Source organism: Bacillus sp. SH5-2, assembly GCF_008368905.1.
Classification (GTDB): Bacteria; Bacillota; Bacilli; order Bacillales; family Bacillaceae_G; genus Bacillus_A; species Bacillus_A luti.
The window spans coordinates 33552-55912 of the sequence record NZ_QOSD01000012.1; the positions used below are offsets into that span (position 1 = coordinate 33552).

Consider the following 22361-nt stretch of genomic DNA (forward strand, 5'->3'; position numbering starts at 1 on the left):
AAGAACCTTCCGCCCGAAAGGTAAAAAGCACCTTTAGGTCGAAAGAACCTTAGCTGGTCAGAGCTGAACGAGCCACCTGCACTTTTAAATATATTATCTAGCTTCAGCGGCTAGAATCTCCGGCCATTTCACTCTCTCGCTTGAAGCAAAAAGCGCTTCAAGCGAGAGAGTTCCAATGACCTGCGATTCTGAGCAAGCCGCTTACGCTTTTAAATATAATTTGCGTTTTTTTGAGTAAGTACCATATACTATTTGTATTAGATACTAGGATGTAGAGGTGAATGATGTGTTAGATCGTTTGCAAGCTGTAGAAAATCGTTATGAGAAGTTAAATGAATTGTTAAGTGACCCAGAGGTTATTAGCGATACTAATAAGCTTCGTGAATATTCAAAGGAACAATCTGATATACAGGAAACGGTAGAAGTATATCGTGAGTATAAGGATGTTCGTGAGCAATTAAAAGATGCGAAAGCAATGTTAGAAGATAAGTTAGACGCAGAAATGCGTGAAATGGTAAAAGAAGAGGTTTCTGAATTAGAAGGACAAGATAAGGAATTGTCAGATCGTCTGAAAATTTTACTTGTACCAAAAGACCCTAATGATGATAAGAACGTTATCGTTGAGGTTCGTGGAGCTGCTGGTGGCGACGAGGCTGCTTTATTTGCTGGTGACTTATACCGTATGTATAGCCGTTACGCTGAGGTACAAGGCTGGAAAACGGAAATTATCGAGGCTAGCTATACAGAATTAGGTGGATATAAAGAGATTATCTTTATGATCAACGGTAAAGGTGCTTTCGCGAAGCTGAAATTCGAGAATGGTGCTCACCGTGTACAACGTGTTCCTGAAACGGAATCTGGTGGACGTATTCATACATCTACAGCAACTGTAGCTGTATTACCAGAAGCAGAAGAAGTAGAGATCGACATTCATGAGAAAGATGTTCGTGTTGATACATTCGCTTCTAGTGGACCTGGTGGACAGAGCGTTAATACAACGATGTCAGCGGTACGCTTAACGCATTTACCGACTGGTGTAGTTGTATCTTGTCAGGATGAGAAATCACAAATTAAGAATAAAGAAAAAGCGATGAAAGTATTACGCGCACGTGTTTATGATAAGTTTAGACAAGAAGCACAAGCTGAGTATGATCAAAACCGTAAACAAGCTGTTGGTACGGGTGATCGTTCAGAGCGTATTCGTACGTATAACTTCCCGCAAAACCGTGTTACAGACCATCGAATCGGTTTAACGATTCAAAAGCTAGATCAAATCTTACAAGGTAAGTTAGATGATTTCATCAATGCCTTAGTGATGGAAGATCAGGCTCAAAAGATGGAGGCAGCTGAGTAATGCGTGTCTATGAAGCCCTGAAATGGGCTTCTTCTTTTTTACAGGAAAATGGACGAGATGAAAATGCGGGAGAAATTGTCCTTTGTCATGTATTAAAGACGAACAGAACGGGATTGTTGATGAATATGCGTGAAGAGATAACTGTGGAACAAGAAAAAAGTTTTACAGAGTTTATCCACAAGCATGTAGAAGGTATTCCGATTCAATATATGATTGGTTATGAAATGTTTTATGGACGATCGTTCTTTGTGAATGAAGAAGTACTAATACCAAGGCCGGAAACAGAAGAGCTTATAGTGGGAGTATTAGAAAGAATCGAGCGCCATTTTGGTGATAAGAAACTACATGTAGCAGATATCGGTACAGGCAGCGGAGCGATTTCGATTACCCTTGCTTTAGAAAATAAAAATCTTCATGTGTATACGGTAGATATTGCACAAGAGTCGATTGAGGTTGCAAAAGAAAATGCAAAAGCTTTGGGTGCAGAAGTAACGTTCTATCACGGTGATTTATTGTCACCATTTTATGAAACAGGTCAAAAGTTAGATGTTGTTGTTTCAAATCCTCCATATATACCGGAAGAAGATTGGCGTGGTCTTTCTCCTGTGGTGAAAGAGCATGAGCCAAAGAGAGCGCTTGTTGGCGGTGAAGACGGATTAGATTTCTATCGTCGTTTTATGGAAGAATTGCCGAATGTGTTGCAGAAGAAAGCAATTGTGGCATTTGAAATTGGAGTAGGGCAAGGTGAGGATGTAAAAGGGCTATTGCAACAAGCTTTTCCACATGCTCATGTTGAGGTTGTTTTTGATATTAATGGAAAAGATCGTATGGTATTTGCAGAGATGGAGTAAGGTTCACACCTTACTCTATTTTTTTATGAGAAAATTTATATAGATTTTGAATTTAATAGTTTAGAAAGATGAAAGTCTGTCCACACTGTTTGTAGAAGGGACGGTGGAGGAAATGAAAAAACAGGTTATTGCTTATCTTCTTCTATTATTAATTGGTGCACAGTTGCTTGTGCAGTTTGGATATATGAAAGCTGATGCGAAAGGACCTTCAGTTATTCCGAAAGAGGCCGTTCGATTACGGATTTTAGCAAATAGTGATTCGGATAAAGACCAGGCGTTAAAGCGCAAAGTGCGTGATGAAGTAAAAGCACAAATTGATGGATGGGTAGCGGATTTAACTTCATTTGAAGAGGCACGTAAAGTCATTCAAAGTCATATTCCAGAAATCGAAAAAACGGTGGCAAATACTTTGAAAAAAGAAGGAAGTAAAGATTCATTTCAAGTGAAATTCAGTAAGAATGTAAAGTTTCCTACAAAGGTATATGGAAATTTTATTTACCCAGCAGGGGAATATGAGGCAGTATTAATTACAATTGGTGAAGGTGAAGGGGCAAACTGGTGGTGTGTATTATTTCCGCCGATGTGTTTCTTAGATTTTTCAAGTGGTACAGCTGTAAGGAAAGAAGAACATGTTGTGAAGGCTGAATCTCCTGAAGAGGAGCAGGTAAAACAACTAGATGAGGAAGTAGTGGATACACAAGAGAAAAAAGAGGATGAGGTGAAGGAAAAGGAAGTAGTAAAGAAGGAAGTAGCAAAAAAGGTAACAGCTTCTGAAAAGAAAGTAGTAAAAAATGAAACGAAAGTAGAAGAACAACCTGTAAGTAAAGAAGAAACAAAAACTGTGGAAAAAGTGGAGAAACCTGTGGAACAAAAACAAGAAAAACAAAATGAGTATGTAAAAGTAGAAGAGGAAGAAGAAAAGCCAGAAGTTAAATTGTTTATTGTTGAAGCTTTTACATCTTTATTCTCTAAATAGTACTATGAACAAGTTCCTCCTCATATATAAAAAAAGAGGAGGGATTTACTATGAAGAAGGTGTATTTTGCTACGAAAGCAGATGTGGAAAGATTACATTCATTTTTCGGACAAGCTAATAAAAAAGATGATAAAATAAATGAGTTGTACGCACAATTTATGATTTTAGAAGAGGCGGAAGAAATACGAGCTGTAATTGGTTATGAACAAAGTGGAGAAGATGTGCTTATTCGTTCTTGTTTATTCACACCTAATGTGGATAAACAAACGTTCTTATATTTTTTTGAAATGTTTTTGCAGTATATGAAAGAAAAAAATATTCGACAATTGTACTTACTAACAAATCATCCACAATCAATAACGATCTTTCAGTTTTTTGACTTTGTCACTATAGAAAAAGAAAACGTGCCAGAGGGAATTCGACAGTTAGAACACTTTTGTAAAAATATAAAAGAGCCAAATGCAATAATACTAAATTGTCAGCTATTCACAAAGTTATCCACGGATTAATTAGGTTTATCCACATTTTGTGGATAAACCTTGTTTGTCTTTTGGATAAATCTCGTAGTAAACTAAAAATAGACAAGTATTTCATGGTAGAAAAGGACGTGGGAAAAAATGCATACAAATATGTGGGTTGTGGATAATGTTGTGGAAAGAAAAAAATATTATCCACAGTTACAAGAAGCAGCAAAATTATTAAGAGAAAATGAAGCAATTGCCTTCCCTACAGAGACGGTATATGGGCTAGGTGCGAACGCGATGAATGATGAAGCAATCGCGAAAATTTTTGAAGCGAAAGGAAGACCGAGTGATAATCCACTTATTGTCCACATCGGTACAAAATCTCAGTTAGATGGGATTGTGAAGGAAATTCCGCCAGTTGCAGAAAAGTTAATGGAACATTTTTGGCCAGGCCCGTTAACAATTATTTTACCTAGAAAAGAAGGGATTTCAGAGAAGGTGACGGCAGGACTTAATACGGTTGGAGTAAGAATGCCTGATCATCCAGTAGCGCTTGCTCTGATTGAGGAAGCAAATGTACCTGTTGCGGCACCAAGTGCGAATCGTTCCGGGCGTCCAAGTCCGACGTTAGCTTCTCACGTATATGAAGATTTAAATGAGAAGATCGCGGGTATTGTGGATGGTGGTGCAACGGGAGTAGGGGTTGAGTCAACTGTAATTGATTGTACGAGCGCAGTTCCAACGATTCTACGTCCAGGTGGCATTACGAAAGAACAATTGGAAGCGGTGATAGGTACTGTTTCTTTAGATCCAGCTTTAAAGGATGAGAAGGAAAAACCGAAATCACCTGGAATGAAATATACACATTATGCACCGAAAGCACCACTTAGTATCGTTGAAGGATCGCGCGAATTTATTCAATGTATTGTGGATAAGAAAAAGAAAGAAGGATTTAAAGTAGGTGTACTAACGACAGAAGAGTATCAGCATGTATATAGCGCGGATGTTGTACTATCTTGTGGTGTTCGAAGTGATTTAGCTAGCGTTGCAACTAAATTATATGATGTACTTAGAACATTTGATGCAAGTGAAGTGGATGTTATTTTTAGTGAGTCATTCCCGAATGAAGGAATAGGGAATGCGATTATGAATCGCTTAACAAAAGCGGCAGGGCATCAAATTATTACTGAATCATAAGGTACGATTAGCAAACAGAATATTTCTCCTCGGATAAGCATATTTTGAAGTAGCACGTCCGAGGAGGGACATGAATGACGTTTGAACAGCTAATACCTTTAATAATTATGGCATTCGCCTTAGGGATGGATGCGTTCTCGGTGAGTCTTGGTATGGGGATGATGACCTTAAAGTTAAGACAAATCCTGTATATCGGTATGACGATAGGGATTTTTCATATTATCATGCCATTTGTAGGAATGGTATTAGGTCGTTTTTTATCAGAGAAGTATGGAGATATTGCCCATTTTGCAGGTGCTATTTTATTAATTGGACTAGGATTCTATATTGTATATTCGTCTATTTTGGAAAATGAAGAAGCTAGAACTGCACCTATTGGAATTAGTTTATTTGTATTTGCATTTGGCGTCAGTATAGATAGTTTTTCAGTAGGTCTTAGTCTTGGAATTTACGGGGCACAGACAATTATTACGATATTACTTTTTGGGTTTGTTAGCATGCTATTAGCGTGGATTGGTTTATTAATTGGTAGACATGCGAAAGATATGCTCGGTACATATGGTGAAATAGTAGGTGGTATCATTCTGGTTGGATTTGGATTATATCTCCTTTTTCCTATATAATTTTGAGGAGGAGGACGTTATGAACAAGTTAATGGAATGGTATATTCGATTTATAACGTTTTTTCCTAGGTCGTTACGACTGCTTGTTATTTGTTGGGGTATTATTTTGCAAATTTCGATTTTAGATTGGGTTAAGTTAATTCGCGAATGGTAAGATAGCTCCTTTCTGTGCATAGTTTTGTTTGTACTATATTGATTGCACTAAAAAATTACAGATTATAGAAAGGATGAGATGAATGACGAGATTGAAGCAAGTCTTTGGTATTATTATTAGTTTTTTTGTTTTTTGGTTTAGCATGCTCGGTGTACAAATGTTTGCTGAGTTTTTAGATATTGAGTCATTGAAGTTTGTTGCGGGGAAAACGGAGGCAGCACGTGCTTTTTATTCTCCATACCCGTTTTTAATTGTTTTTCTTATTACATTGCTTTCCCTATATTTCTTTGTAATTAAGCTTGGTAAACCGAAAAAAGAGAAATTCCCGACTTTAGAGGACAAAAAGGAAGAATTATAAAAAAAAATCCCCCGCTTTTTAGCGGGGGATTTTTTGGATGATGTAGTAGAGCGAGCGGCTTCTGTTTTTAGATATTATCCAGCTCCAGCGGCTAGAATAGTCGGTGGCTTCGCGTCTTCCTGCGAGGCAAAAAGCGCCTCTACGTCAGAAGCTCCATCCTCCTCCCATTCTGGGCGAGCCGCTTCCGCCTTTAAATATATCCAGCTCCAGCGGCTAGAATAGTCGGTGGCTTCGCGTCTTCCTGCGAGGCAAAAAGCGCCTCTACGTCAGAAGCTCCATCCTCCTCCCATTCTGAACGAGCCGCTTCCGCCTTTAAATATATCCAGCTCCAGCGGCTAGAATGGTCGGTGGCTTCGCGTCTTCCTGCGAGGCAAAAAGCGCCTCTACGTCAGAAGCTCCATCCTCCTCCCACTCTGAGCGAGCCGCTTCCGCTTTTAAATAGGCCTCACTAATTCAAATTGTTCTCCTAGTTTTGCGTAGTTGTGTCCTGCTAGGCGGCTTATTGGTTTTAGTCCTTCTGCGTGAATGCGGCCATTTTCGTATAGGTGTTCTGCGACGTGGAAACGAACGACGCGTCCGATTAGTAGATCGCAAGCTGGTGAGTCTTCTGTTCCGCCAAGAGGGATTGCGCGTTCTAGTACGCATTCCATTCGAATATTTGCTTCTTTCACACCTGGAACGGAGATGACATCACTTTCAATTGGTGTTAATTTTGCTAGTTCAATTTCACTTTCATTTGGTGGGAGATTAGCTGCTGTTTCGTTAATTGCCGCTACATATGATTCGTCAGAGATATGTACGACAAATTCACCTTTTTCAATTGCGTTTCGGGAAGTGTCCTTTCTTTCTCCGGCTTTTCGTTGTACAGAAACTGAAATAAGTGGTGGATTGGCAGCAACGATATTGAAATAACTATATGGTGCTCCATTTAATACGCCGTCTTTTGTTACAGAAGTAACGAATGCGACAGGACGCGGAATGATACTTCCTGTTAGTAATTTGTAATTATCTTTTTCGGTTTGTTCGTTTGGATTAATGGATAACATGTTGTAATCCCCTTTCTAAATATGAAGACCTACTGTTTGTTTACAAGATATCAATGGGAATCTCCTGCTGAAAACAATATTTTTTTGATGGTGTAAAAAAAGAGATTACCTCAATTGCACTGAAGTAATCTCTTTTTTGGTAAATGTCTCGAAATTGAGATAAAAATTACAGTAAAACGTATGCGCCAGGTCCGATTAAAGCTACACCGATAGCAACAGCGATTAACATTAAGTTATATTCATATCCATTTTGAGTTACCCAGTAACCGTTTTTTCCATGAACAGTGAAGATTGCCATTAACATTGTTCCAACGATAAATAATGAACCGATTGCAGTGAAAATGCCTGATGCGAATAAGAAACCACCTAATAATTCAGTTGCGCCAGCCATAAATGCCATGAATACACCAGGGCGTAAACCGATTGATTCCATCCAGCCACCTGTTCCTTTTAAACCGTAACCGCCGAACCAACCGAATAATTTTTGAGCACCATGACCCATGAATGTAATACCTATAATAAGACGAATAATAAGAAGACCGAAATCCATCATTTTTGAAAACCTCCTAAAAGTTATTAACTTATCTTACGTAAGTAATAATAAAATAGTTACTTACTTTAGTCAAGCGGATTTTGAAAAAAGTTTGAAAAAAATTTTACAAATTAACAACAAAAAATAAAATGTAGTAAAGACCTCTAGACAAGTTGGGTAAAAAAAGAGAAAATATAAGTAGAAGTTAACTTCTTATTGTTATTCAGACAATCAGAATTGACTGGAATTTTGTGAGACGCTACAATAAGAGTCTAGTAGTAATGACGTAATTTATTTCGAAAGCGTTTTTACAGTATAATATTCGAAGTATGAGGTCTTACGTTTATTCTGATCTTTAATAGAGATTGCCCTATAAACTTTTAGGTAAATTATAAGGAGGACTATCCTATGTTTAAAAAATTATTCGGTCTTGGTTCAAAAACAAATGAAGAAACAATCGTAGCTCCATTAACTGGAGCAGTGAAAAATATTGAAGAAGTACCAGATCCAGTATTCGCTGGTCGTATGATGGGTGACGGTGTTGCAATCGAACCTACTGAAGGTGTAGTTGTATCTCCAGTTGATGGTGAAATCGTACAATTATTCCATACGAAACATGCGATCGGAATTAAAGCGAAAAACGGTACAGAAATTTTAATCCACGTTGGATTAGAAACTGTAAAAATGGAAGGTGAAGGTTTCGAAGCTCACGTTTCTGAAGGACAAGCTGTAAAAGCTGGAGATAAATTAATCTCATTCGACTTAGAATTAATTCGTGAAAAAGCGAAAAGCACAATTACTCCAATCGTTATTACAAACACAGATGCAGCGGAGTCTATTAAGACAACTGTAGGTGTAACTGCTACAAAAGGTTCAACAGAAGTAATGAAAGTTACAATGAAATAATTATCACATGAAAGGAATCCGTTTCGTATGAAATGGATTCCTTATTTTGTTTGGTAGTCTGTTCCTTATGTATGGTAAAATACTTTGGGCACTTGGAAATAGGGTTTCACATATATGTGGATAAGGCGCATTTTTCTTAGAAAAAATATAAGAGAAATGCGCCTTTCGTTTATTCACATTTCTTTTGTTCTATTCTAATGTACGCTATGATAAAGTGAAACTTTAATTAGTGGAGGGGGTTATCCCACTAATTAATAGTTGAACCAATCGGGCTTTTACGGGCAGTTAGTCTCTAGCTAATTCCCTCACATTCGCCAAATTTTGAGGTGGGAGTCTTACTGCCCGTTAATGCGGGGTAAAAGGTAGGAAATAGAGAAAAGGGGTGGGTTTAGATGAAACGAGTATTATTTGTTTGCACTGGAAATACATGCCGTAGCCCGATGGCTGAGGCATTACTTCGCCATCATGGAGAAGGTAAGTTTGAAGTGCAATCTGCTGGTGTTTTCGCCTATCCTGGAAGCGATGCGTCGGTACATGCAAAGGAAGCTTTAGCTGAAAAGGGAATTGCAATCGATCATGCCGCACAGCAGATAAACGAAACTTTGATTGATTGGGCAGATATTGTAGTAACGATGACGGAAAACCATAGGCAAATTGTACTTGGACATTATCCGAGCGTTGAAAAGAAAGTAGATACATTATATGGAGTAACTGAGGGGATAAGTAAGGATATTTCAGATCCATTTGGCGGATCACTTGCTATTTATAAAGAAACGTTAGAAGAGATGGAAAAACTTGTACAAACTTTACTGAAAAAACATTCAGAAGGTTGATGTTTCGTGTATAATACGATATTGGAGATCACTTCGTTCCATTATAGGCGCGAGTGAGAAATGAAGATAGTTGATTGAAACTTTGGAGGGGTAAAAATGAAAGTAGTAATAGCATCTGATCACGGCGGTATGAATATCCGTAAAGAACTTGTAAATTTATTAGAAGAGTTAAATATTGAATATATTGATTTAGGTTGTGAATGTGAAGCTGGTTCTGTTGATTACCCTGATTTTGCGTTTCCAGCAGCGGAAATGGTAGCAAATGGCGAAGTAGACCGTGGTATTTTAGTTTGTGGGACAGGCATCGGTATGTCAATTGCTGCAAACAAAGTAAATGGTATTCGTTGTGCGTTAGTTCATGATACTTTCAGCGCGAGAGCAACAAGAGAACATAATGATACAAACATGTTAGCAATGGGCGAGCGTGTAATTGGTGCTGGTCTAGCGCGTGACATCGCAAAAATTTGGTTAACAACTGAATTTGAAGGTGGCCGTCACGAAAACCGCGTAGGAAAAATTAAAACATACGAAGCAAAGTAATAGATTCTAACTAGAAGCAGTATGAAATATAATTTGGTGAACCAACCTGTGAAAGGAAGAGGCGTAATGACAGAAATCGTAAAGGTAAGAGAACAGCTACAAATGTCGCTTTCTGATTTCCAAGAGCAAGCTTCATTACAAAGTGGTCAAATTTTTGTAGTGGGGTGTAGCACGAGCGAAGTGCTAGGAGAAAGAATTGGAACATCAGGAACGATGGAAGTGGCAGAAGCGATTTTTTCTGAGTTAAAACAATTTCAAGAACAAACAGGTATCGAATTGGCTTTTCAATGTTGTGAGCATTTAAATCGTGCTTTAGTAGTTGAGAGAGATGTGGCGATTAAATATCAATTTGAAATTGTAACAGTTACGCCTGTTAGATCAGCAGGTGGTGCATTGGGGACATACGCGTATCACAATTTGAAAGATCCGGTAGTAGTTGAATTTATTAAAGCAGATGCCGGAATGGATATTGGCGATACATTTATCGGTATGCATTTAAAGCATGTAGCTGTTCCGGTTCGTACAAGTGTAAAGGAAATTGGAAGTGCGCATGTAACGATGGCGAAAACACGTGGAAAGCTAATTGGTGGAGCACGTGCTGTCTACGCGGCGAAGGAAGAAACTATCACTTGCCGTTAAATACGATAAAAAGTATGTTGTCTGACTTTATAATAGAAGAAAGAAAAGACCGATTTTCGGTCTTTTTTTTCTTTTATGATATAGAAAGTCATGTTAGAATGTAGTTGAAAACATGAATGTTCGAAAGAATTACAACCTGAATTTTCGTTTTTTCTGAATAAAAAAGAAAAAACTATTGGGAATCGATGTAATTCGTTCAGAAAAGGGGGATTTTGGTGGATCATTTAAAACGTCAAGACGAAAAGGTATTTGCTGCAATTGAGGCAGAACTAGGTAGACAGCGTTCAAAGATTGAGTTAATTGCTTCAGAAAACTTCGTAAGTGAAGCGGTAATGGAGGCGCAAGGTTCTGTTTTAACGAATAAGTATGCTGAAGGATATCCTGGAAAACGTTACTATGGTGGCTGTGAACACGTAGACGTAGTAGAAGATATCGCACGTGATCGCGTAAAAGAAATTTTCGGCGCAGAGCACGTAAATGTTCAACCGCATTCTGGTGCACAAGCGAACATGGCAGTATACTTCACAATTTTAGAGCAAGGCGATACAGTACTTGGTATGAATTTATCTCATGGTGGTCACTTAACACACGGAAGCCCTGTTAACTTCAGTGGAGTACAATATAATTTCGTAGAATATGGCGTGGATGCTGACTCTCACCGTATTAATTACGATGATGTATTAGCAAAAGCGAAAGAACATAAACCAAAATTAATCGTTGCAGGTGCAAGTGCATATCCTCGTGTTATCGATTTCAAACGATTCCGTGAGATTGCAGATGAAGTTGGCGCATACTTAATGGTTGATATGGCTCATATCGCTGGTTTAGTAGCAGCTGGTTTACATCCAAATCCAGTGCCGCATGCACATTTCGTTACAACGACAACACATAAAACTTTACGTGGCCCACGTGGTGGTATGATTTTATGTGAAGAGCAATTTGCAAAACAAATTGATAAATCAATCTTCCCTGGTATTCAAGGTGGTCCACTTATGCACGTAATTGCTGCGAAAGCTGTTGCATTCGGTGAGGCGCTTCAAGATGATTTTAAAACATATGCACAAAACATTATTAACAATTCACACCGTTTAGCTGAAGGTCTTCAAAAAGAAGGACTTACACTTGTATCTGGTGGAACAGATAATCACTTAATCTTGATTGATGTTCGTAACTTAGAAATTACAGGTAAAGTAGCAGAGCACGTATTAGATGAAGTTGGTATTACGGTGAACAAAAATACAATTCCATTTGAAACAGCAAGCCCATTTGTAACAAGTGGTGTACGTATCGGTACAGCAGCTGTTACATCTCGTGGTTTCGGTTTAGAAGAAATGGATGAAATTGCGTCACTTATTGCTTACACATTAAAAAATCATGAAAATGAAGCTGCATTAGAAGAAGCACGTAAGCGTGTAGAAGCGTTAACGAGCAAATTCCCAATGTATCCAAATCTATAATAGATTGAAAAAGACTGCTGAGACGCAATTGTTTTGGCAGTCTTTTTTTGGACATATATTGTTTTTAAAGTATGTATACAAATGATGAATAAATTTTGGCGATATAATGAAGGATACAGCTCCCAGAATTGGTAAAGATACTAGATAGATTCATGTAAAATCATGATTTTACCAAATTTGCCCTTGAATATTAGTAGCGTTTTCTTTACAATCGTAAATAGTGTAAAAAAGCGTGTGAACGCATGAATATCATCTAAAGGAGAGATTCACATGGGAAAACTGTATGTATTTGATCACCCGTTAATTCAACATAAGATTACATATATTCGCGATAAGAATACAGGTACGAAAGATTTTCGTGAATTAGTGGATGAAGTAGCAAGTTTAATGGCTTTCGAAATTACTCGCGATCTTCCACTTAAAGACATTGAAATTGAAACACCTGTAAGCAAAGCGACAACAAAAGTGATCGCTGGTAAAAAACTTGGTTTAATTCCGATTTTACGTGCAGGTTTAGGAATGGTTGATGGAATTCTGAAATTAATTCCAGCAGCAAAAGTAGGACACGTTGGTTTATATCGTGACCCTGAAACATTGCAACCGGTAGAATACTATGTGAAACTTCCAACGGATGTAGAAGAGCGTGACTTCATCGTACTAGATCCGATGCTAGCAACAGGTGGTTCTGCAGCTGAAGCAATTAACTCTCTGAAAAAGCGCGGTGCGAAACAAATTAAATTAATGTGTATCGTAGCTGCTCCAGAAGGAGTGAAAGTAGTACAAGAAGAGCATCCTGATGTGGATATTTATGTTGCAGCATTAGATGAGAAATTAAATGATCACGGATATGTAGTGCCAGGTCTTGGTGATGCTGGTGACCGTTTATTCGGAACGAAGTAAGACAACTGACGAGAAGGGGAGGTTCCCCAGCTCGTCTTTTTTTTGTTCGAAGCAAGCGGGGGAGGGGAGGATAAATATACATGGTATATACAACATAAGTAGTATATACATCGCATATAATATAGAAGTCTTACGTCTAGGGAACACTATATTATGGAAGGAAAGCGTTATATTTTAAAAATATAATAGTGACAAACTTGTGAACATTTTCTTCTATTATAAAGAGAAAACTGTTAGAAATTGCATATCTCTAACCAGTATTTAGAAGGGGAACGTTTTCATTTTTGGGAGGAAATGACTAATACTCAAATTTTTTGATTTTTTACGATTTCTCGTTGACACTGTTAATACCCTATTGTATGCTAACAACGGGGATAGATGGTAGGGCTTTCAGTGACAAAAATACATCTATTCCGTGACGAAAATGTAAACTTTTTATTTTGTATAGAATTTATGCAGAAAAATGAGTTATTATTAACACATCGTGAATGAGGGTTACATATTGGAGGGATGAATCCTTGCAAAAAAACGATCGCAGCCATATAAAAGCGTATGCTTTAATGTCAGGAATTCTTGCTCAGTTAGTCGGTTCTATTCTTGTTGGAATCTTTGGGGGGCAATGGATTGATAATAAGGTTGGAACGTTTCCGTTGTTTCTTATTATAGGGTTATTACTCGGATTAGGAACAGGGGTATACGCAATGATTCGACTCATTCGACATTACTATTCGGGAGAGCAATGATGATAGACGTACATGGACTTGTCCAAAGACAAAAGAAATATATGTACTACTTGCTTGCGCTTCTAGTGCTAGGATGGGGCTTTACCTCTTACAAGGATGTATTTCTTGGGCTGATTATCGGAACGATTTTCAGTTTTCTTAGTTTGCGCATCATTGCACGTAGAACAGACAAGCTGTTAGATCGCGTAACAAATGGAGAAAACGTGAAGTTTAAGGCAACAGCGGTAAGTACATATTCAAGGTTCGCCACGATTGGGTTATTAATTTTATTTGCAGCCAAATATCAAGAGTTAATTGCGATGTGGGGCTTAGGTGTAGGATTGCTGACAGGATACCTTGTCATGATCATAGATTTTCTTTATTTAGAGTATAAGAGCAGGGAAGAGAGGTGAATTACTAGTGGAACACGGTAAATTAGTTAAATTTCTAGGTTTAACGTTCGATTTGTCATCAGTTATGATGGTTACTGTAGCAGCAGTTATTGTTTTCTTAATCGCTGTTATCGGAACTCGCAGCTTAGCTCTTCGCCCAACAGGAATGCAAAACTTCATGGAATGGGTGTTTGACTTCGTGAAAGGGATTATCAATAGTACGATGGACTGGAAAACAGGTGGACGTTTCTTAACGCTTGGCGTTACGCTTATCATGTTTATCATCGTATCGAACTTCCTTGGTTTACCATTCATGTATTCAGCAACTGAAGCTGGCGAACATATTGCATGGTGGAGATCACCAACGTCTGATCCAGCAGTTACATTAACATTAGCCGTGATGGTAGTTACCCTCACCCATTATTATGGAATTAAGATGAAGGGTACGAAAGAATACGTTAAAGGTTATTTCCAACCTATGAAATTCTTATTCCCATTAAAGGTTATTGAGGAGTTTGCTAACACATTAACGTTAGGTCTTCGTTTATTCGGTAACATTTATGCAGGTGAGATCTTATTAGGATTACTTGCTAAGTTAGGCGGGGCATCAGTTCTTGGAGCATTAGGTGCACTTGTACCGATGTTAGCATGGATGGGATTCAGTGTATTCGTTGGATCAATCCAAGCATTTATTTTCGTTATGTTAACGATGGTTTATATGGCTCATAAAGTAAGTCATGACCATTAATATAATTTAAGTAAGAAAAAATTTATTTTTTTATAATACAAAGGAGGACAAATTAAATGAGTTTAGGTGTAATCGCAGCTGCAATTGCAATTGGTTTATCAGCATTAGGTGCAGGTATTGGTAACGGTCTTATCGTATCACGTACAATCGAAGGTGTTGCTCGTCAACCAGAATTAAAAGGCGCACTTCAAACAATTATGTTCATCGGGGTTGCTTTAGTTGAGGCACTTCCAATCATCGGTGTAGTTATTGCTTTCATCGTAATGAACAAATAAGGGAGACTCCCCTTACATAGATGGCGAAGAGTGTTTTTTGAACTTTCTTCGCCATTGCTTTATGAACGAAACGTATGTCTTTTTTTTTCATATGATCAATTTAGATATTTTGAAGGGAGTGAATCCTTGTGCCAACTTTATTATTAGGGGCTGCCATTCCATTTGGAACGATTGCTTATACATTGTTCATTTTCTTACTTCTATTAGTAATGCTACGCAAATTTGCGTGGGGTCCTTTAATGGGAATTATGAAAGAACGTGAAGAGCATGTTACTAATGAAATCGACGCTGCAGAAAGAAGTAACGCTGAAGCGAAGAAGTTAGTAGAAGAACAACGTGAAATGTTAAAACAATCACGTGTTGAAGCACAAGAGTTAATCGAAAGAGCGAAAAAACAAGCTGTAGATCAAAAAGATGTTATTGTTGCTGCTGCGAAAGAAGAAGCAGAATCAATTAAAGCATCTGCTGTACAAGAAATTCAACGCGAAAAAGAGCAAGCGATTGCTGCTTTACAAGAACAAGTCGCTTCTTTATCTGTTCAAATTGCTTCTAAAGTAATTGAAAAAGAATTAAAAGAAGAAGATCAAGTGAAGTTAATTCGCGATTATATTAAAGAAGTAGGAGAAGCGCGATGAGCAATGGGATTGTAGCAAAACGTTATGCTGTCGCTCTTTTTAAAATTGCAAAAGAAAAACACGTATTAGAAATGTTTGAAGAGGAATTACGCCTTGTACAAAACGTTTTTGTAAAGAACGGAGAACTACATAGCTTTTTAACGCAACCGAACATTTCAAAAGAGCAGAAGAAAACGTTTCTTGCAAACGTATTCGGATCTGTTTCTGAATCTATTTTAAATACGTTATATATTTTAATTGATAACAAGCGTATCGATATCTTACCTGAAATTGCAGATGAATATGTTGTTCTTGCTAATGAGGAACGTAATGTAGCGGATGCAACTGTATATTCTACTCGTCTTCTATCAGAGGAAGAGAAGCTTAACATTGCAGAAGCATTTGCAAAGAGAACGGGAAAAGATGCTATTCGCGTGAAAAATGTTGTAGATGAAGATTTACTAGGCGGCATTAAAGTACGCATTGGAAATCGCATTTATGACGGAAGTTTACAAGGAAAATTAGCACGTATTCAGCGTGAATTAATGAAGAATAGATAGGGGTGAAGCACATGAGCATCAGAGCTGAAGAAATTAGCGCACTGATAAAGCAACAAATCGAGAACTACCAGTCTGAAATCGAAGTTAGTGATGTTGGTACAGTTATCCAAGTTGGTGACGGTATCGCGCGTGCTCATGGTCTTGATAACGTTATGGCTGGTGAACTTGTAGAGTTCTCTAACGGCGTTATGGGACTAGCACAAAACTTAGAGGAAAACAACGTAGGTATTATCATTTTAGGACCTTACACAGAAATCCGTGAAGGTGACGAAGTTCGTCGTACTGGTCGCATCATGCAAGTACCAGTAGGAAAAGAACTAATCGGTCGTGTTGTAAACCCATTAGGTCAACCAGTCGATGGTTTAGGCCCAATCAATACAACAAACACTCGTCCAATCGAAAGCCCAGCACCAGGTGTAATGGATCGTAAATCTGTTCATGAGCCACTTCAAACAGGTATTAAAGCGATCGATGCTCTTGTACCAATTGGCCGTGGTCAACGTGAGTTAATCATTGGTGACCGTCAAACAGGTAAAACAGCAGTTGCACTTGATACAATCATTAACCAAAAAGATGAAGATATGATTTGTATCTATGTAGCTATCGGACAAAAAGAATCAACTGTACGTAACGTAGTAGAAACACTACGTAAGCATGGTGCATTAGAGTACACAATCGTTGTAACTGCATCTGCTTCTCAACCAGCTCCATTATTATACTTAGCTCCTTATGCTGGTGTAACAATGGGTGAAGAGTTCATGTACAATGGTAAACACGTATTAGTAGTATATGATGACTTATCAAAACAAGCAGCAGCTTACCGTGAGCTGTCATTACTATTACGTCGTCCTCCAGGTCGTGAAGCTTATCCAGGGGATGTATTCTACTTACATTCTCGCTTATTAGAGCGTGCAGCAAAATTAAGTGATGCAAGAGGCGGCGGTTCTTTAACTGCATTACCTTTCATCGAAACACAAGCAGGGGACGTATCAGCTTACATCCCAACAAACGTAATCTCAATTACGGATGGACAAATCTTCTTACAATCTGACCTATTCTTCTCTGGCGTACGTCCAGCGATCGATGCGGGTACTTCTGTATCTCGTGTAGGTGGATCTGCTCAGATTAAAGCAATGAGTAAAGTATCAGGTACACTTCGTCTTGACCTTGCATCTTACCGTGAGTTAGAAGCGTTCGCTCAGTTCGGTTCTGACCTTGATAAAGCAACACAAGCGAAATTAAACCGTGGTGCTCGTACTGTTGAAGTATTAAAACAAGGATTACACAAACCGTTACGTGTAGAGAAACAAGTTATCATTCTTTACGCTTTAACACGTGGATTCCTAGATGATATCCCAGTAGTAGATATCACTCGTTTCGAAGAAGAATTCCATGCTTGGTTAGATTCTAATGCGACTGACTTATTAGAAGAAATCCGCACAACTAAGAAGCTTGCGGATGACGACAAATTTGCAGCAGCAATCAATGGATTTAAAAAAGTATTCGTAGCTTCTGAGTAATAAATAAAAGCCGAAGCGGCTCGTACAAACCGCCGAAGCTAGATAATATATAACGGCATCTCGGGCTCTGAGATTGCTAAAGGTCATGTAAAGGAAAAGAGTAGGTGCACCTATTCTTTTCCTTCAATCATGAGCAAGAATATCTTGCAACGTAGATTAGGAAGAGGATTCTTACTAATCGTGCCAACTTCCGGAAAAAAGGTGGTGAAAACCTGTGGCATCTTTACGCGATATAAAAGCGAAGATTACCTCGACAAAGAAAACGAGTCAAATTACGAAAGCGATGGAGATGGTATCTGCATCTAAGTTAAACCGTGCAGAGCAAAATGCTAAATCTTTCGTTCCGTATATGGAAAAGATTCAAGAAGTAGTAGCGAGCATTGCGCAAGGAAGCAAAGGGATTAATCATCCAATGCTAAACGCGCGTCCTGTAAAGCGTACAGGATACATCGTTATTACATCGGATCGCGGACTAGCAGGTGGTTATAACAGTAACGTATTACGTACAGTTAGTAACGTAATTCGTGAACGTCATAATATGGATTCAAACCAATATTCTATTATTGTGCTTGGACGACTAGGACGTGATTATTTAAAACGTCGCGGCTTTAACATCATTGATGAAGTAGTTGGATTATCTGACCACCCATCATTTACTGACATTAAAGATCTTGCTTCTCGAGCAATTGCGATGTTCGCAGATGGTGCTTATGATGAGCTGTACATTTACTACAACCATTACGTAAGTAAAATTTCACAAGAGGTAACGGAAAATAAAATTTTACCGCTTACTGATGTGGCGTCTGACAAACCGACGACAGCTTATGAATTCGAACCTTCTGAAGAAGAAATTTTAAAAGTACTATTGCCACAATACGCAGAAAGCTTAGTGTACGGTGCATTACTAGACGGTAAAGCAAGTGAACACGCAGCGCGTATGACAGCAATGAAGAGTGCTACAGACAACGCAATGGAAGTTATCGATTCACTTACACTTTCATTCAACCGTGCGCGTCAGGCAGCGATTACGCAAGAAATTACGGAAATCGTTGGTGGAGCAGCAGCGTTAGAATAGTCATAAAAAGCGTAGGCGGCTCTTTCAAAAGAGTCGCGTAAGCTATAAACCAATAAAAAATTAAAAGCTAACTGCTCGTAGCAAGTTGGCTAATTAAAAGAAAGCTAGGAGGGAACCCGATGAATAAAGGGCGCGTTACGCAAATCATGGGTCCGGTTGTAGACGTTAAGTTTGATGGCGGAAAGCTACCAGAAATCTACAACGCCCTTACGGTAAAACAAAGCAACGAAAACGGAAGCATGAACTTAACATTTGAAGTTGCACTTCATTTAGGTGATGATACAGTTCGTACAGTTGCGATGTCTTCCACAGATGGACTTGTTCGTGGCACAGAAGTAGAAGATACTGGTAAAGCAATCTCTGTACCAGTTGGTGATGCAACACTTGGTCGTGTATTCAACGTATTAGGTGATGCAATTGACTTAGATGGTGATGTTCCTGCGGATGTACGTCGTGATCCAATTCACCGTCAAGCACCTGCATTTGAAGAATTATCTACTAAAGTAGAAATTCTTGAAACTGGTATTAAAGTAGTAGACTTACTTGCTCCTTACATTAAGGGTGGTAAAATCGGTCTATTCGGTGGTGCCGGTGTAGGTAAAACAGTATTAATTCAGGAGTTAATCAATAACATCGCACAAGAGCACGGTGGTATCTCTGTATTCGCTGGTGTAGGTGAGCGTACTCGTGAGGGTAATGACTTATACCACGAAATGAGCGATTCTGGCGTAATCAAGAAAACTGCGATGGTATTCGGACAAATGAACGAGCCACCTGGAGCACGTCAACGTGTTGCATTAACAGGTTTAACAATGGCTGAACATTTCCGTGATGAGCAAGGACAAGACGTACTATTGTTCATCGATAACATCTTCCGTTTCACGCAAGCAGGTTCTGAAGTATCTGCCCTTCTTGGTCGTATGCCATCTGCGGTAGGTTACCAACCAACACTTGCAACAGAAATGGGTCAATTACAAGAGCGTATTACATCTACAAATAAAGGGTCTATCACGTCTATCCAAGCGGTATATGTACCAGCCGATGACTATACTGACCCAGCACCAGCTACAACGTTCGCTCACTTAGATGCAACAACAAACTTAGAGCGTCGTTTAACTCAAATGGGTATTTACCCAGCCGTAGATCCATTAGCATCTACATCTCGTGCACTTTCTCCAGAAATCGTAGGAGAAGAGCATTATGAAGTAGCACGTCAAGTGCAGCAAACTTTACAACGTTACAAAGAGCTTCAAGATATCATCGCTATCTTAGGTATGGATGAGTTATCTGAAGAAGATAAGTTAGTTGTACACCGTGCTCGTCGTATTCAATTCTTCTTATCTCAAAACTTCCACGTAGCTGAGCAGTTTACAGGTCAAAAAGGTTCTTACGTACCTGTAAAAAATACAGTTAGTGGCTTCAAAGAAATTCTTGAAGGAAAATATGATGACCTTCCAGAAGATGCATTCCGCTTAGTTGGTGGCATTGAAGAAGTTATTGAGAACGCGAAGAAAATGATGGCGTAAGGCCTTAGGAGGGACGAAGTATGAAGACATTTCCAGTCAGTATTGTAACTCCTGATGGACCGGTTTACGAAAAAGAAGTAGAAATGGTAAGTGTAAAAGCAGAGAGTGGGGAAATGGGGATCTTACCAGGTCACATTCCAACTGTTGCACCATTAAAAATTAGTGCAGTTCGTCTGAAAAACGGTGGACACACTGATTATGTAGCAGTAAGTGGTGGCTTTATCGAAGTTCGTCCAGATAAAGTAACTGTATTATCATCATCTGCTGAAGAAGCAAACCATATCGATATCCATCGTGCAAATGAAGCGAAACGTCGTGCTGAGCAACGTATGCAAGATAAACAAGCTCACGTTGACTTTAGACGTGCAGAAATGGCCTTGCAGCGTGCTGTGAACCGTTTAAACGTTTCCGATATGAAATAAAAAATCCGTAAAGGCTTTGCCTTTACGGATTTTTTATGTAATTTATCCCGCTATTTGCGGGCAGTAAACGCCCGGTTGGTGAGGGCTGATTAAATTTTCGCTTTATGAATAATTTTACAAAAATGGTATAATTGTATTGATGCTTGTATAAGTAGAGAATGTACAACAATTTATAAAGGGGATGAATACATGATCGGTGAAATGAAACGAGAAGCATTGCACTCTTTAAAGGGAAAATGGGGACTAGGTGTTGGATCGACGATTTTATATTTTATTTTAAGCTATGTTGTTTCAATGGCTGCAATGCTTATACTTTTAATTCCAGGAATTATTATATTTTTCTTAGTTGTTAGCTTAGCTGGGTCAGTTGAAGAGGAAACGATGTCAATTGGAGCAGGTATTACATTTGGGATTTTCTATTGCATAATGATTATTTTGAGTAATGCATCTTATGGTATTACCTCATACGGTTACACGAATGTATTTCTACAAATTAGTAAACGAGAAGATGCTAGAGTAGACTACTTGTTTGAAGGATTTCGTGGTTTTAAAAGAATGATCAAAACAATGTGGGCAATGCTTGCAATTTTATTATATACAGGTACATGGATTCCGATGTTGTTAATAGGCTTATTCGCATTTTTAGGTGAAGAAGGAAATCTGTCGTTTACAATTGCTTTCTTCGTACTATTAGCTATTTCAATTGTTGGTATGATTGTAATGTACTTTTCTTATGCGCTAACGTACTATGTGATGATTGAAAATCCAGAATATAGTGTGTCACAGGCAATGAAAGAAAGTAAGCATCTTATGAAGGGACATAAGTTAGATTTATTCCTTTTATGGCTGAGTTTTATAGGTTGGGCACTTTTAGCAATTCTTACACTCGGAATAGGTTTTCTTTGGGTTAGTCCGTATATGAGTACAACGACAGCACATTTTTATCGCTACATTTCAAAAGGTGAATTGCAGTAGGAACATGCTATACTAATAGAATTATTACGTATAGGAGGAAAGTTATGATTAGTGATTTAAAAGGAGAAGCGCTAGACTCGCTTGAAGGAAAATGGGGCTTAGCGGTTGGGGCAACATTACTTGTTTCCATTCTTATCACGGCTTTTAGTTTTAGTATTGATTGGGGATTTTCTTCCGTTTTGGATTGGCAAGAAACAGAAGGGTCACTAATAATAAATATTCTTACATTCTTTGTTAGTGGGCCGTTAACTTTAGGTGGATATTACCTTGCTTTAAATATCATTCGTGAAAAACAAGCTAGCATCGGTAATATATTTGTTTGGTTTACGGGTGGGAAAAGATTTCTAAAATCATTTTTAGTATATTTATTAGTGAATCTTTATCTTTTTTTATGGACGTTACTTTTCATTATTCCGGGCATTATTAAATCGTTTTCTTATGCGATGACATATTTTATTATAAACGATCATCCTGAGTATTCATTAAACCAAGCTATTACAGAAAGCCGTCGTATGATGGATGGACATAAAATGGAGTATTTCCTTTTATGTTTAAGTTTTATTGGCTGGTTTATATTAAGTTGTATTACACTCGGGATTGGATTCCTATGGTTAATTCCATATTTCTATACAACAGCTGCAGCTTTTTACGAAGAGATTGCAGAAGAATATTATGAGAAAAAAATTTGAGCAATATAAAGTG

The 22361-nt window shown here is 38.3% G+C and carries 29 protein-coding genes; 27 read left to right on the top strand and 2 right to left on the bottom strand.

Annotated features, from left to right (window positions below; genetic code table 11):
* Positions 1 to 286: 286 nt before the first annotated feature.
* The 8 genes from prfA to DN410_RS09555 all read left to right on the top strand — a co-directional run bounded on the left by prfA (position 287) and on the right by DN410_RS09555 (position 5977).
* Complete coding sequence (gene prfA, locus DN410_RS09525) at positions 287 to 1354, top strand: peptide chain release factor 1 (protein ID WP_149176394.1); 1068 nt, start codon at positions 287 to 289, stop codon at positions 1352 to 1354.
* The gene (prmC, locus tag DN410_RS09530) at positions 1354 to 2205 is read left to right on the top strand and encodes a peptide chain release factor N(5)-glutamine methyltransferase (protein WP_149176301.1); all 852 of its coding nucleotides are present in this window, start codon (positions 1354 to 1356) and stop codon (positions 2203 to 2205) included. The genes prfA and prmC overlap by 1 nt, the downstream gene beginning before the upstream one ends.
* A gap of 112 nt (positions 2206 to 2317) precedes the next feature.
* Positions 2318 to 3181 carry a stage II sporulation protein R gene (spoIIR, locus tag DN410_RS09535; protein ID WP_149176302.1) on the top strand — a complete coding sequence of 288 codons (864 nt, stop codon included), beginning with the start codon at positions 2318 to 2320 and terminating at the stop codon, positions 3179 to 3181.
* Positions 3182 to 3231: 50 nt separating this feature from the next.
* Positions 3232 to 3690, top strand: coding sequence for a GNAT family N-acetyltransferase (locus tag DN410_RS09540; protein ID WP_098990772.1), 459 nt, complete (start codon positions 3232 to 3234; stop codon positions 3688 to 3690).
* Between the two features lie 108 nt (positions 3691 to 3798).
* A complete protein-coding gene (locus DN410_RS09545) occupies positions 3799 to 4842 on the top strand; it encodes an L-threonylcarbamoyladenylate synthase (protein ID WP_149176303.1) in 1044 nt (347 codons plus the stop codon).
* A 74-nt stretch (positions 4843 to 4916) separates the two neighbouring features.
* Positions 4917 to 5465, top strand: a complete 549-nt coding sequence (locus DN410_RS09550) for a manganese efflux pump MntP (RefSeq protein ID WP_000142483.1) — start codon at positions 4917 to 4919, stop codon at positions 5463 to 5465.
* A 19-nt stretch (positions 5466 to 5484) separates the two neighbouring features.
* Positions 5485 to 5619 (top strand): hypothetical protein, encoded by a 135-nt coding sequence (locus tag DN410_RS28390; RefSeq protein ID WP_255446712.1) that lies wholly within the window; start codon positions 5485 to 5487, stop codon positions 5617 to 5619.
* Positions 5620 to 5701: 82 nt separating this feature from the next.
* The gene (locus tag DN410_RS09555) at positions 5702 to 5977 is read left to right on the top strand and encodes a DUF3935 domain-containing protein (protein WP_149176304.1); all 276 of its coding nucleotides are present in this window, start codon (positions 5702 to 5704) and stop codon (positions 5975 to 5977) included.
* Positions 5978 to 6411: 434 nt separating this feature from the next.
* On the opposite strand, the gene DN410_RS09560 is transcribed toward DN410_RS09555, so the two are convergent.
* Both DN410_RS09560 and DN410_RS09565 read right to left on the bottom strand, forming a co-directional pair.
* Positions 6412 to 7023 (bottom strand): flavin reductase family protein, encoded by a 612-nt coding sequence (locus tag DN410_RS09560; RefSeq protein WP_149176305.1) that lies wholly within the window; start codon positions 7021 to 7023, stop codon positions 6412 to 6414.
* A gap of 166 nt (positions 7024 to 7189) precedes the next feature.
* Positions 7190 to 7576 carry a DoxX family protein gene (locus DN410_RS09565; protein WP_000968618.1) on the bottom strand — a complete coding sequence of 129 codons (387 nt, stop codon included), beginning with the start codon at positions 7574 to 7576 and terminating at the stop codon, positions 7190 to 7192.
* Between the two features lie 387 nt (positions 7577 to 7963).
* Here DN410_RS09565 and DN410_RS09570 point away from each other — a divergent pair, with 387 nt between their 5' ends.
* From DN410_RS09570 to DN410_RS09660, 19 genes are all read left to right on the top strand, one after another.
* Positions 7964 to 8461 (top strand): PTS sugar transporter subunit IIA, encoded by a 498-nt coding sequence (locus DN410_RS09570; protein ID WP_100063355.1) that lies wholly within the window; start codon positions 7964 to 7966, stop codon positions 8459 to 8461.
* 392 nt (positions 8462 to 8853) lie between these two features.
* The gene (locus DN410_RS09575) at positions 8854 to 9294 is read left to right on the top strand and encodes a low molecular weight protein arginine phosphatase (RefSeq protein WP_149176306.1); all 441 of its coding nucleotides are present in this window, start codon (positions 8854 to 8856) and stop codon (positions 9292 to 9294) included.
* Between the two features lie 96 nt (positions 9295 to 9390).
* A complete protein-coding gene (rpiB, locus tag DN410_RS09580; RefSeq protein ID WP_149176307.1) occupies positions 9391 to 9834 on the top strand; it encodes a ribose 5-phosphate isomerase B in 444 nt (147 codons plus the stop codon).
* A 48-nt stretch (positions 9835 to 9882) separates the two neighbouring features.
* A complete protein-coding gene (locus tag DN410_RS09585; protein WP_149176308.1) occupies positions 9883 to 10473 on the top strand; it encodes a TIGR01440 family protein in 591 nt (196 codons plus the stop codon).
* Between the two features lie 215 nt (positions 10474 to 10688).
* Positions 10689 to 11930, top strand: coding sequence for a serine hydroxymethyltransferase (gene glyA / locus DN410_RS09590; protein WP_149176309.1), 1242 nt, complete (start codon positions 10689 to 10691; stop codon positions 11928 to 11930).
* 270 nt (positions 11931 to 12200) lie between these two features.
* Entirely contained in the window at positions 12201 to 12830 is a 630-nt protein-coding gene (gene upp / locus DN410_RS09595) for a uracil phosphoribosyltransferase (protein WP_000517536.1), read from the top strand.
* A 378-nt stretch (positions 12831 to 13208) separates the two neighbouring features.
* The gene (locus DN410_RS09600) at positions 13209 to 13322 is read left to right on the top strand and encodes a DUF4024 domain-containing protein (protein WP_033712414.1); all 114 of its coding nucleotides are present in this window, start codon (positions 13209 to 13211) and stop codon (positions 13320 to 13322) included.
* Between the two features lie 26 nt (positions 13323 to 13348).
* The gene (locus tag DN410_RS09605) at positions 13349 to 13573 is read left to right on the top strand and encodes an AtpZ/AtpI family protein (RefSeq protein ID WP_001171223.1); all 225 of its coding nucleotides are present in this window, start codon (positions 13349 to 13351) and stop codon (positions 13571 to 13573) included.
* On the top strand, positions 13573 to 13965 hold the full coding sequence (locus DN410_RS09610; protein WP_000567600.1) for an ATP synthase subunit I: 393 nt from the start codon (positions 13573 to 13575) through the stop codon (positions 13963 to 13965). Before DN410_RS09605 ends, DN410_RS09610 begins: the two co-directional genes overlap by 1 nt.
* A gap of 7 nt (positions 13966 to 13972) precedes the next feature.
* Complete coding sequence (gene atpB / locus DN410_RS09615; protein WP_149176310.1) at positions 13973 to 14692, top strand: F0F1 ATP synthase subunit A; 720 nt, start codon at positions 13973 to 13975, stop codon at positions 14690 to 14692.
* Between the two features lie 56 nt (positions 14693 to 14748).
* On the top strand, positions 14749 to 14967 hold the full coding sequence (gene atpE, locus DN410_RS09620) for a F0F1 ATP synthase subunit C (RefSeq protein ID WP_000052064.1): 219 nt from the start codon (positions 14749 to 14751) through the stop codon (positions 14965 to 14967).
* Between the two features lie 128 nt (positions 14968 to 15095).
* Complete coding sequence (gene atpF / locus DN410_RS09625; protein WP_001142618.1) at positions 15096 to 15602, top strand: F0F1 ATP synthase subunit B; 507 nt, start codon at positions 15096 to 15098, stop codon at positions 15600 to 15602.
* Entirely contained in the window at positions 15599 to 16141 is a 543-nt protein-coding gene (gene atpH / locus DN410_RS09630) for a F0F1 ATP synthase subunit delta (protein ID WP_000064676.1), read from the top strand. The genes atpF and atpH overlap by 4 nt, the downstream gene beginning before the upstream one ends.
* 11 nt (positions 16142 to 16152) lie before the next feature.
* Complete coding sequence (gene atpA / locus DN410_RS09635) at positions 16153 to 17661, top strand: F0F1 ATP synthase subunit alpha (protein WP_000027521.1); 1509 nt, start codon at positions 16153 to 16155, stop codon at positions 17659 to 17661.
* A gap of 214 nt (positions 17662 to 17875) precedes the next feature.
* Complete coding sequence (gene atpG / locus DN410_RS09640; RefSeq protein WP_000157703.1) at positions 17876 to 18736, top strand: F0F1 ATP synthase subunit gamma; 861 nt, start codon at positions 17876 to 17878, stop codon at positions 18734 to 18736.
* Positions 18737 to 18855: 119 nt separating this feature from the next.
* The gene (atpD, locus tag DN410_RS09645) at positions 18856 to 20262 is read left to right on the top strand and encodes a F0F1 ATP synthase subunit beta (protein ID WP_001032594.1); all 1407 of its coding nucleotides are present in this window, start codon (positions 18856 to 18858) and stop codon (positions 20260 to 20262) included.
* 20 nt (positions 20263 to 20282) lie between these two features.
* Complete coding sequence (gene atpC / locus DN410_RS09650; protein ID WP_000847215.1) at positions 20283 to 20684, top strand: F0F1 ATP synthase subunit epsilon; 402 nt, start codon at positions 20283 to 20285, stop codon at positions 20682 to 20684.
* A gap of 189 nt (positions 20685 to 20873) precedes the next feature.
* Positions 20874 to 21659: a DUF975 family protein gene (locus DN410_RS09655; RefSeq protein ID WP_149176311.1), complete on the top strand. Its 786-nt coding sequence runs from the start codon at positions 20874 to 20876 to the stop codon at positions 21657 to 21659.
* 44 nt (positions 21660 to 21703) lie between these two features.
* Complete coding sequence (locus DN410_RS09660; RefSeq protein ID WP_149176312.1) at positions 21704 to 22348, top strand: DUF975 family protein; 645 nt, start codon at positions 21704 to 21706, stop codon at positions 22346 to 22348.
* Positions 22349 to 22361: the final 13 nt, after the last annotated feature.

Excerpts from the sequence above, each read along its gene's own strand:
- DN410_RS09565 (WP_000968618.1), bottom strand. The coding sequence starts at position 7,576 with ATGATGGATTTCGGTCTTCTTATTATTCGTCTTATTATAGGTATTACA.
- rpiB (WP_149176307.1), top strand. The coding sequence starts at position 9,391 with ATGAAAGTAGTAATAGCATCTGATCACGGCGGTATGAATATCCGTAAA.
- upp (WP_000517536.1), top strand. The coding sequence starts at position 12,201 with ATGGGAAAACTGTATGTATTTGATCACCCGTTAATTCAACATAAGATT.
- atpA (WP_000027521.1), top strand. The coding sequence starts at position 16,153 with ATGAGCATCAGAGCTGAAGAAATTAGCGCACTGATAAAGCAACAAATC.
- DN410_RS09610 (WP_000567600.1), top strand. The coding sequence starts at position 13,573 with ATGATAGACGTACATGGACTTGTCCAAAGACAAAAGAAATATATGTAC.
- DN410_RS09655 (WP_149176311.1), top strand. The coding sequence starts at position 20,874 with ATGATCGGTGAAATGAAACGAGAAGCATTGCACTCTTTAAAGGGAAAA.
- atpD (WP_001032594.1), top strand. The coding sequence starts at position 18,856 with ATGAATAAAGGGCGCGTTACGCAAATCATGGGTCCGGTTGTAGACGTT.
- DN410_RS09600 (WP_033712414.1), top strand. The coding sequence starts at position 13,209 with ATGGTAGGGCTTTCAGTGACAAAAATACATCTATTCCGTGACGAAAAT.
- atpC (WP_000847215.1), top strand. The coding sequence starts at position 20,283 with ATGAAGACATTTCCAGTCAGTATTGTAACTCCTGATGGACCGGTTTAC.
- DN410_RS09575 (WP_149176306.1), top strand. The coding sequence starts at position 8,854 with ATGAAACGAGTATTATTTGTTTGCACTGGAAATACATGCCGTAGCCCG.
- atpE (WP_000052064.1), top strand. The coding sequence starts at position 14,749 with ATGAGTTTAGGTGTAATCGCAGCTGCAATTGCAATTGGTTTATCAGCA.
- atpH (WP_000064676.1), top strand. The coding sequence starts at position 15,599 with ATGAGCAATGGGATTGTAGCAAAACGTTATGCTGTCGCTCTTTTTAAA.
- DN410_RS09550 (WP_000142483.1), top strand. The coding sequence starts at position 4,917 with ATGACGTTTGAACAGCTAATACCTTTAATAATTATGGCATTCGCCTTA.
- DN410_RS09560 (WP_149176305.1), bottom strand. The coding sequence starts at position 7,023 with ATGTTATCCATTAATCCAAACGAACAAACCGAAAAAGATAATTACAAA.
- DN410_RS09555 (WP_149176304.1), top strand. The coding sequence starts at position 5,702 with ATGACGAGATTGAAGCAAGTCTTTGGTATTATTATTAGTTTTTTTGTT.
- prmC (WP_149176301.1), top strand. The coding sequence starts at position 1,354 with ATGCGTGTCTATGAAGCCCTGAAATGGGCTTCTTCTTTTTTACAGGAA.
- DN410_RS09545 (WP_149176303.1), top strand. The coding sequence starts at position 3,799 with ATGCATACAAATATGTGGGTTGTGGATAATGTTGTGGAAAGAAAAAAA.
- DN410_RS09570 (WP_100063355.1), top strand. The coding sequence starts at position 7,964 with ATGTTTAAAAAATTATTCGGTCTTGGTTCAAAAACAAATGAAGAAACA.
- DN410_RS09660 (WP_149176312.1), top strand. The coding sequence starts at position 21,704 with ATGATTAGTGATTTAAAAGGAGAAGCGCTAGACTCGCTTGAAGGAAAA.
- DN410_RS09540 (WP_098990772.1), top strand. The coding sequence starts at position 3,232 with ATGAAGAAGGTGTATTTTGCTACGAAAGCAGATGTGGAAAGATTACAT.
- spoIIR (WP_149176302.1), top strand. The coding sequence starts at position 2,318 with ATGAAAAAACAGGTTATTGCTTATCTTCTTCTATTATTAATTGGTGCA.
- DN410_RS28390 (WP_255446712.1), top strand. The coding sequence starts at position 5,485 with ATGAACAAGTTAATGGAATGGTATATTCGATTTATAACGTTTTTTCCT.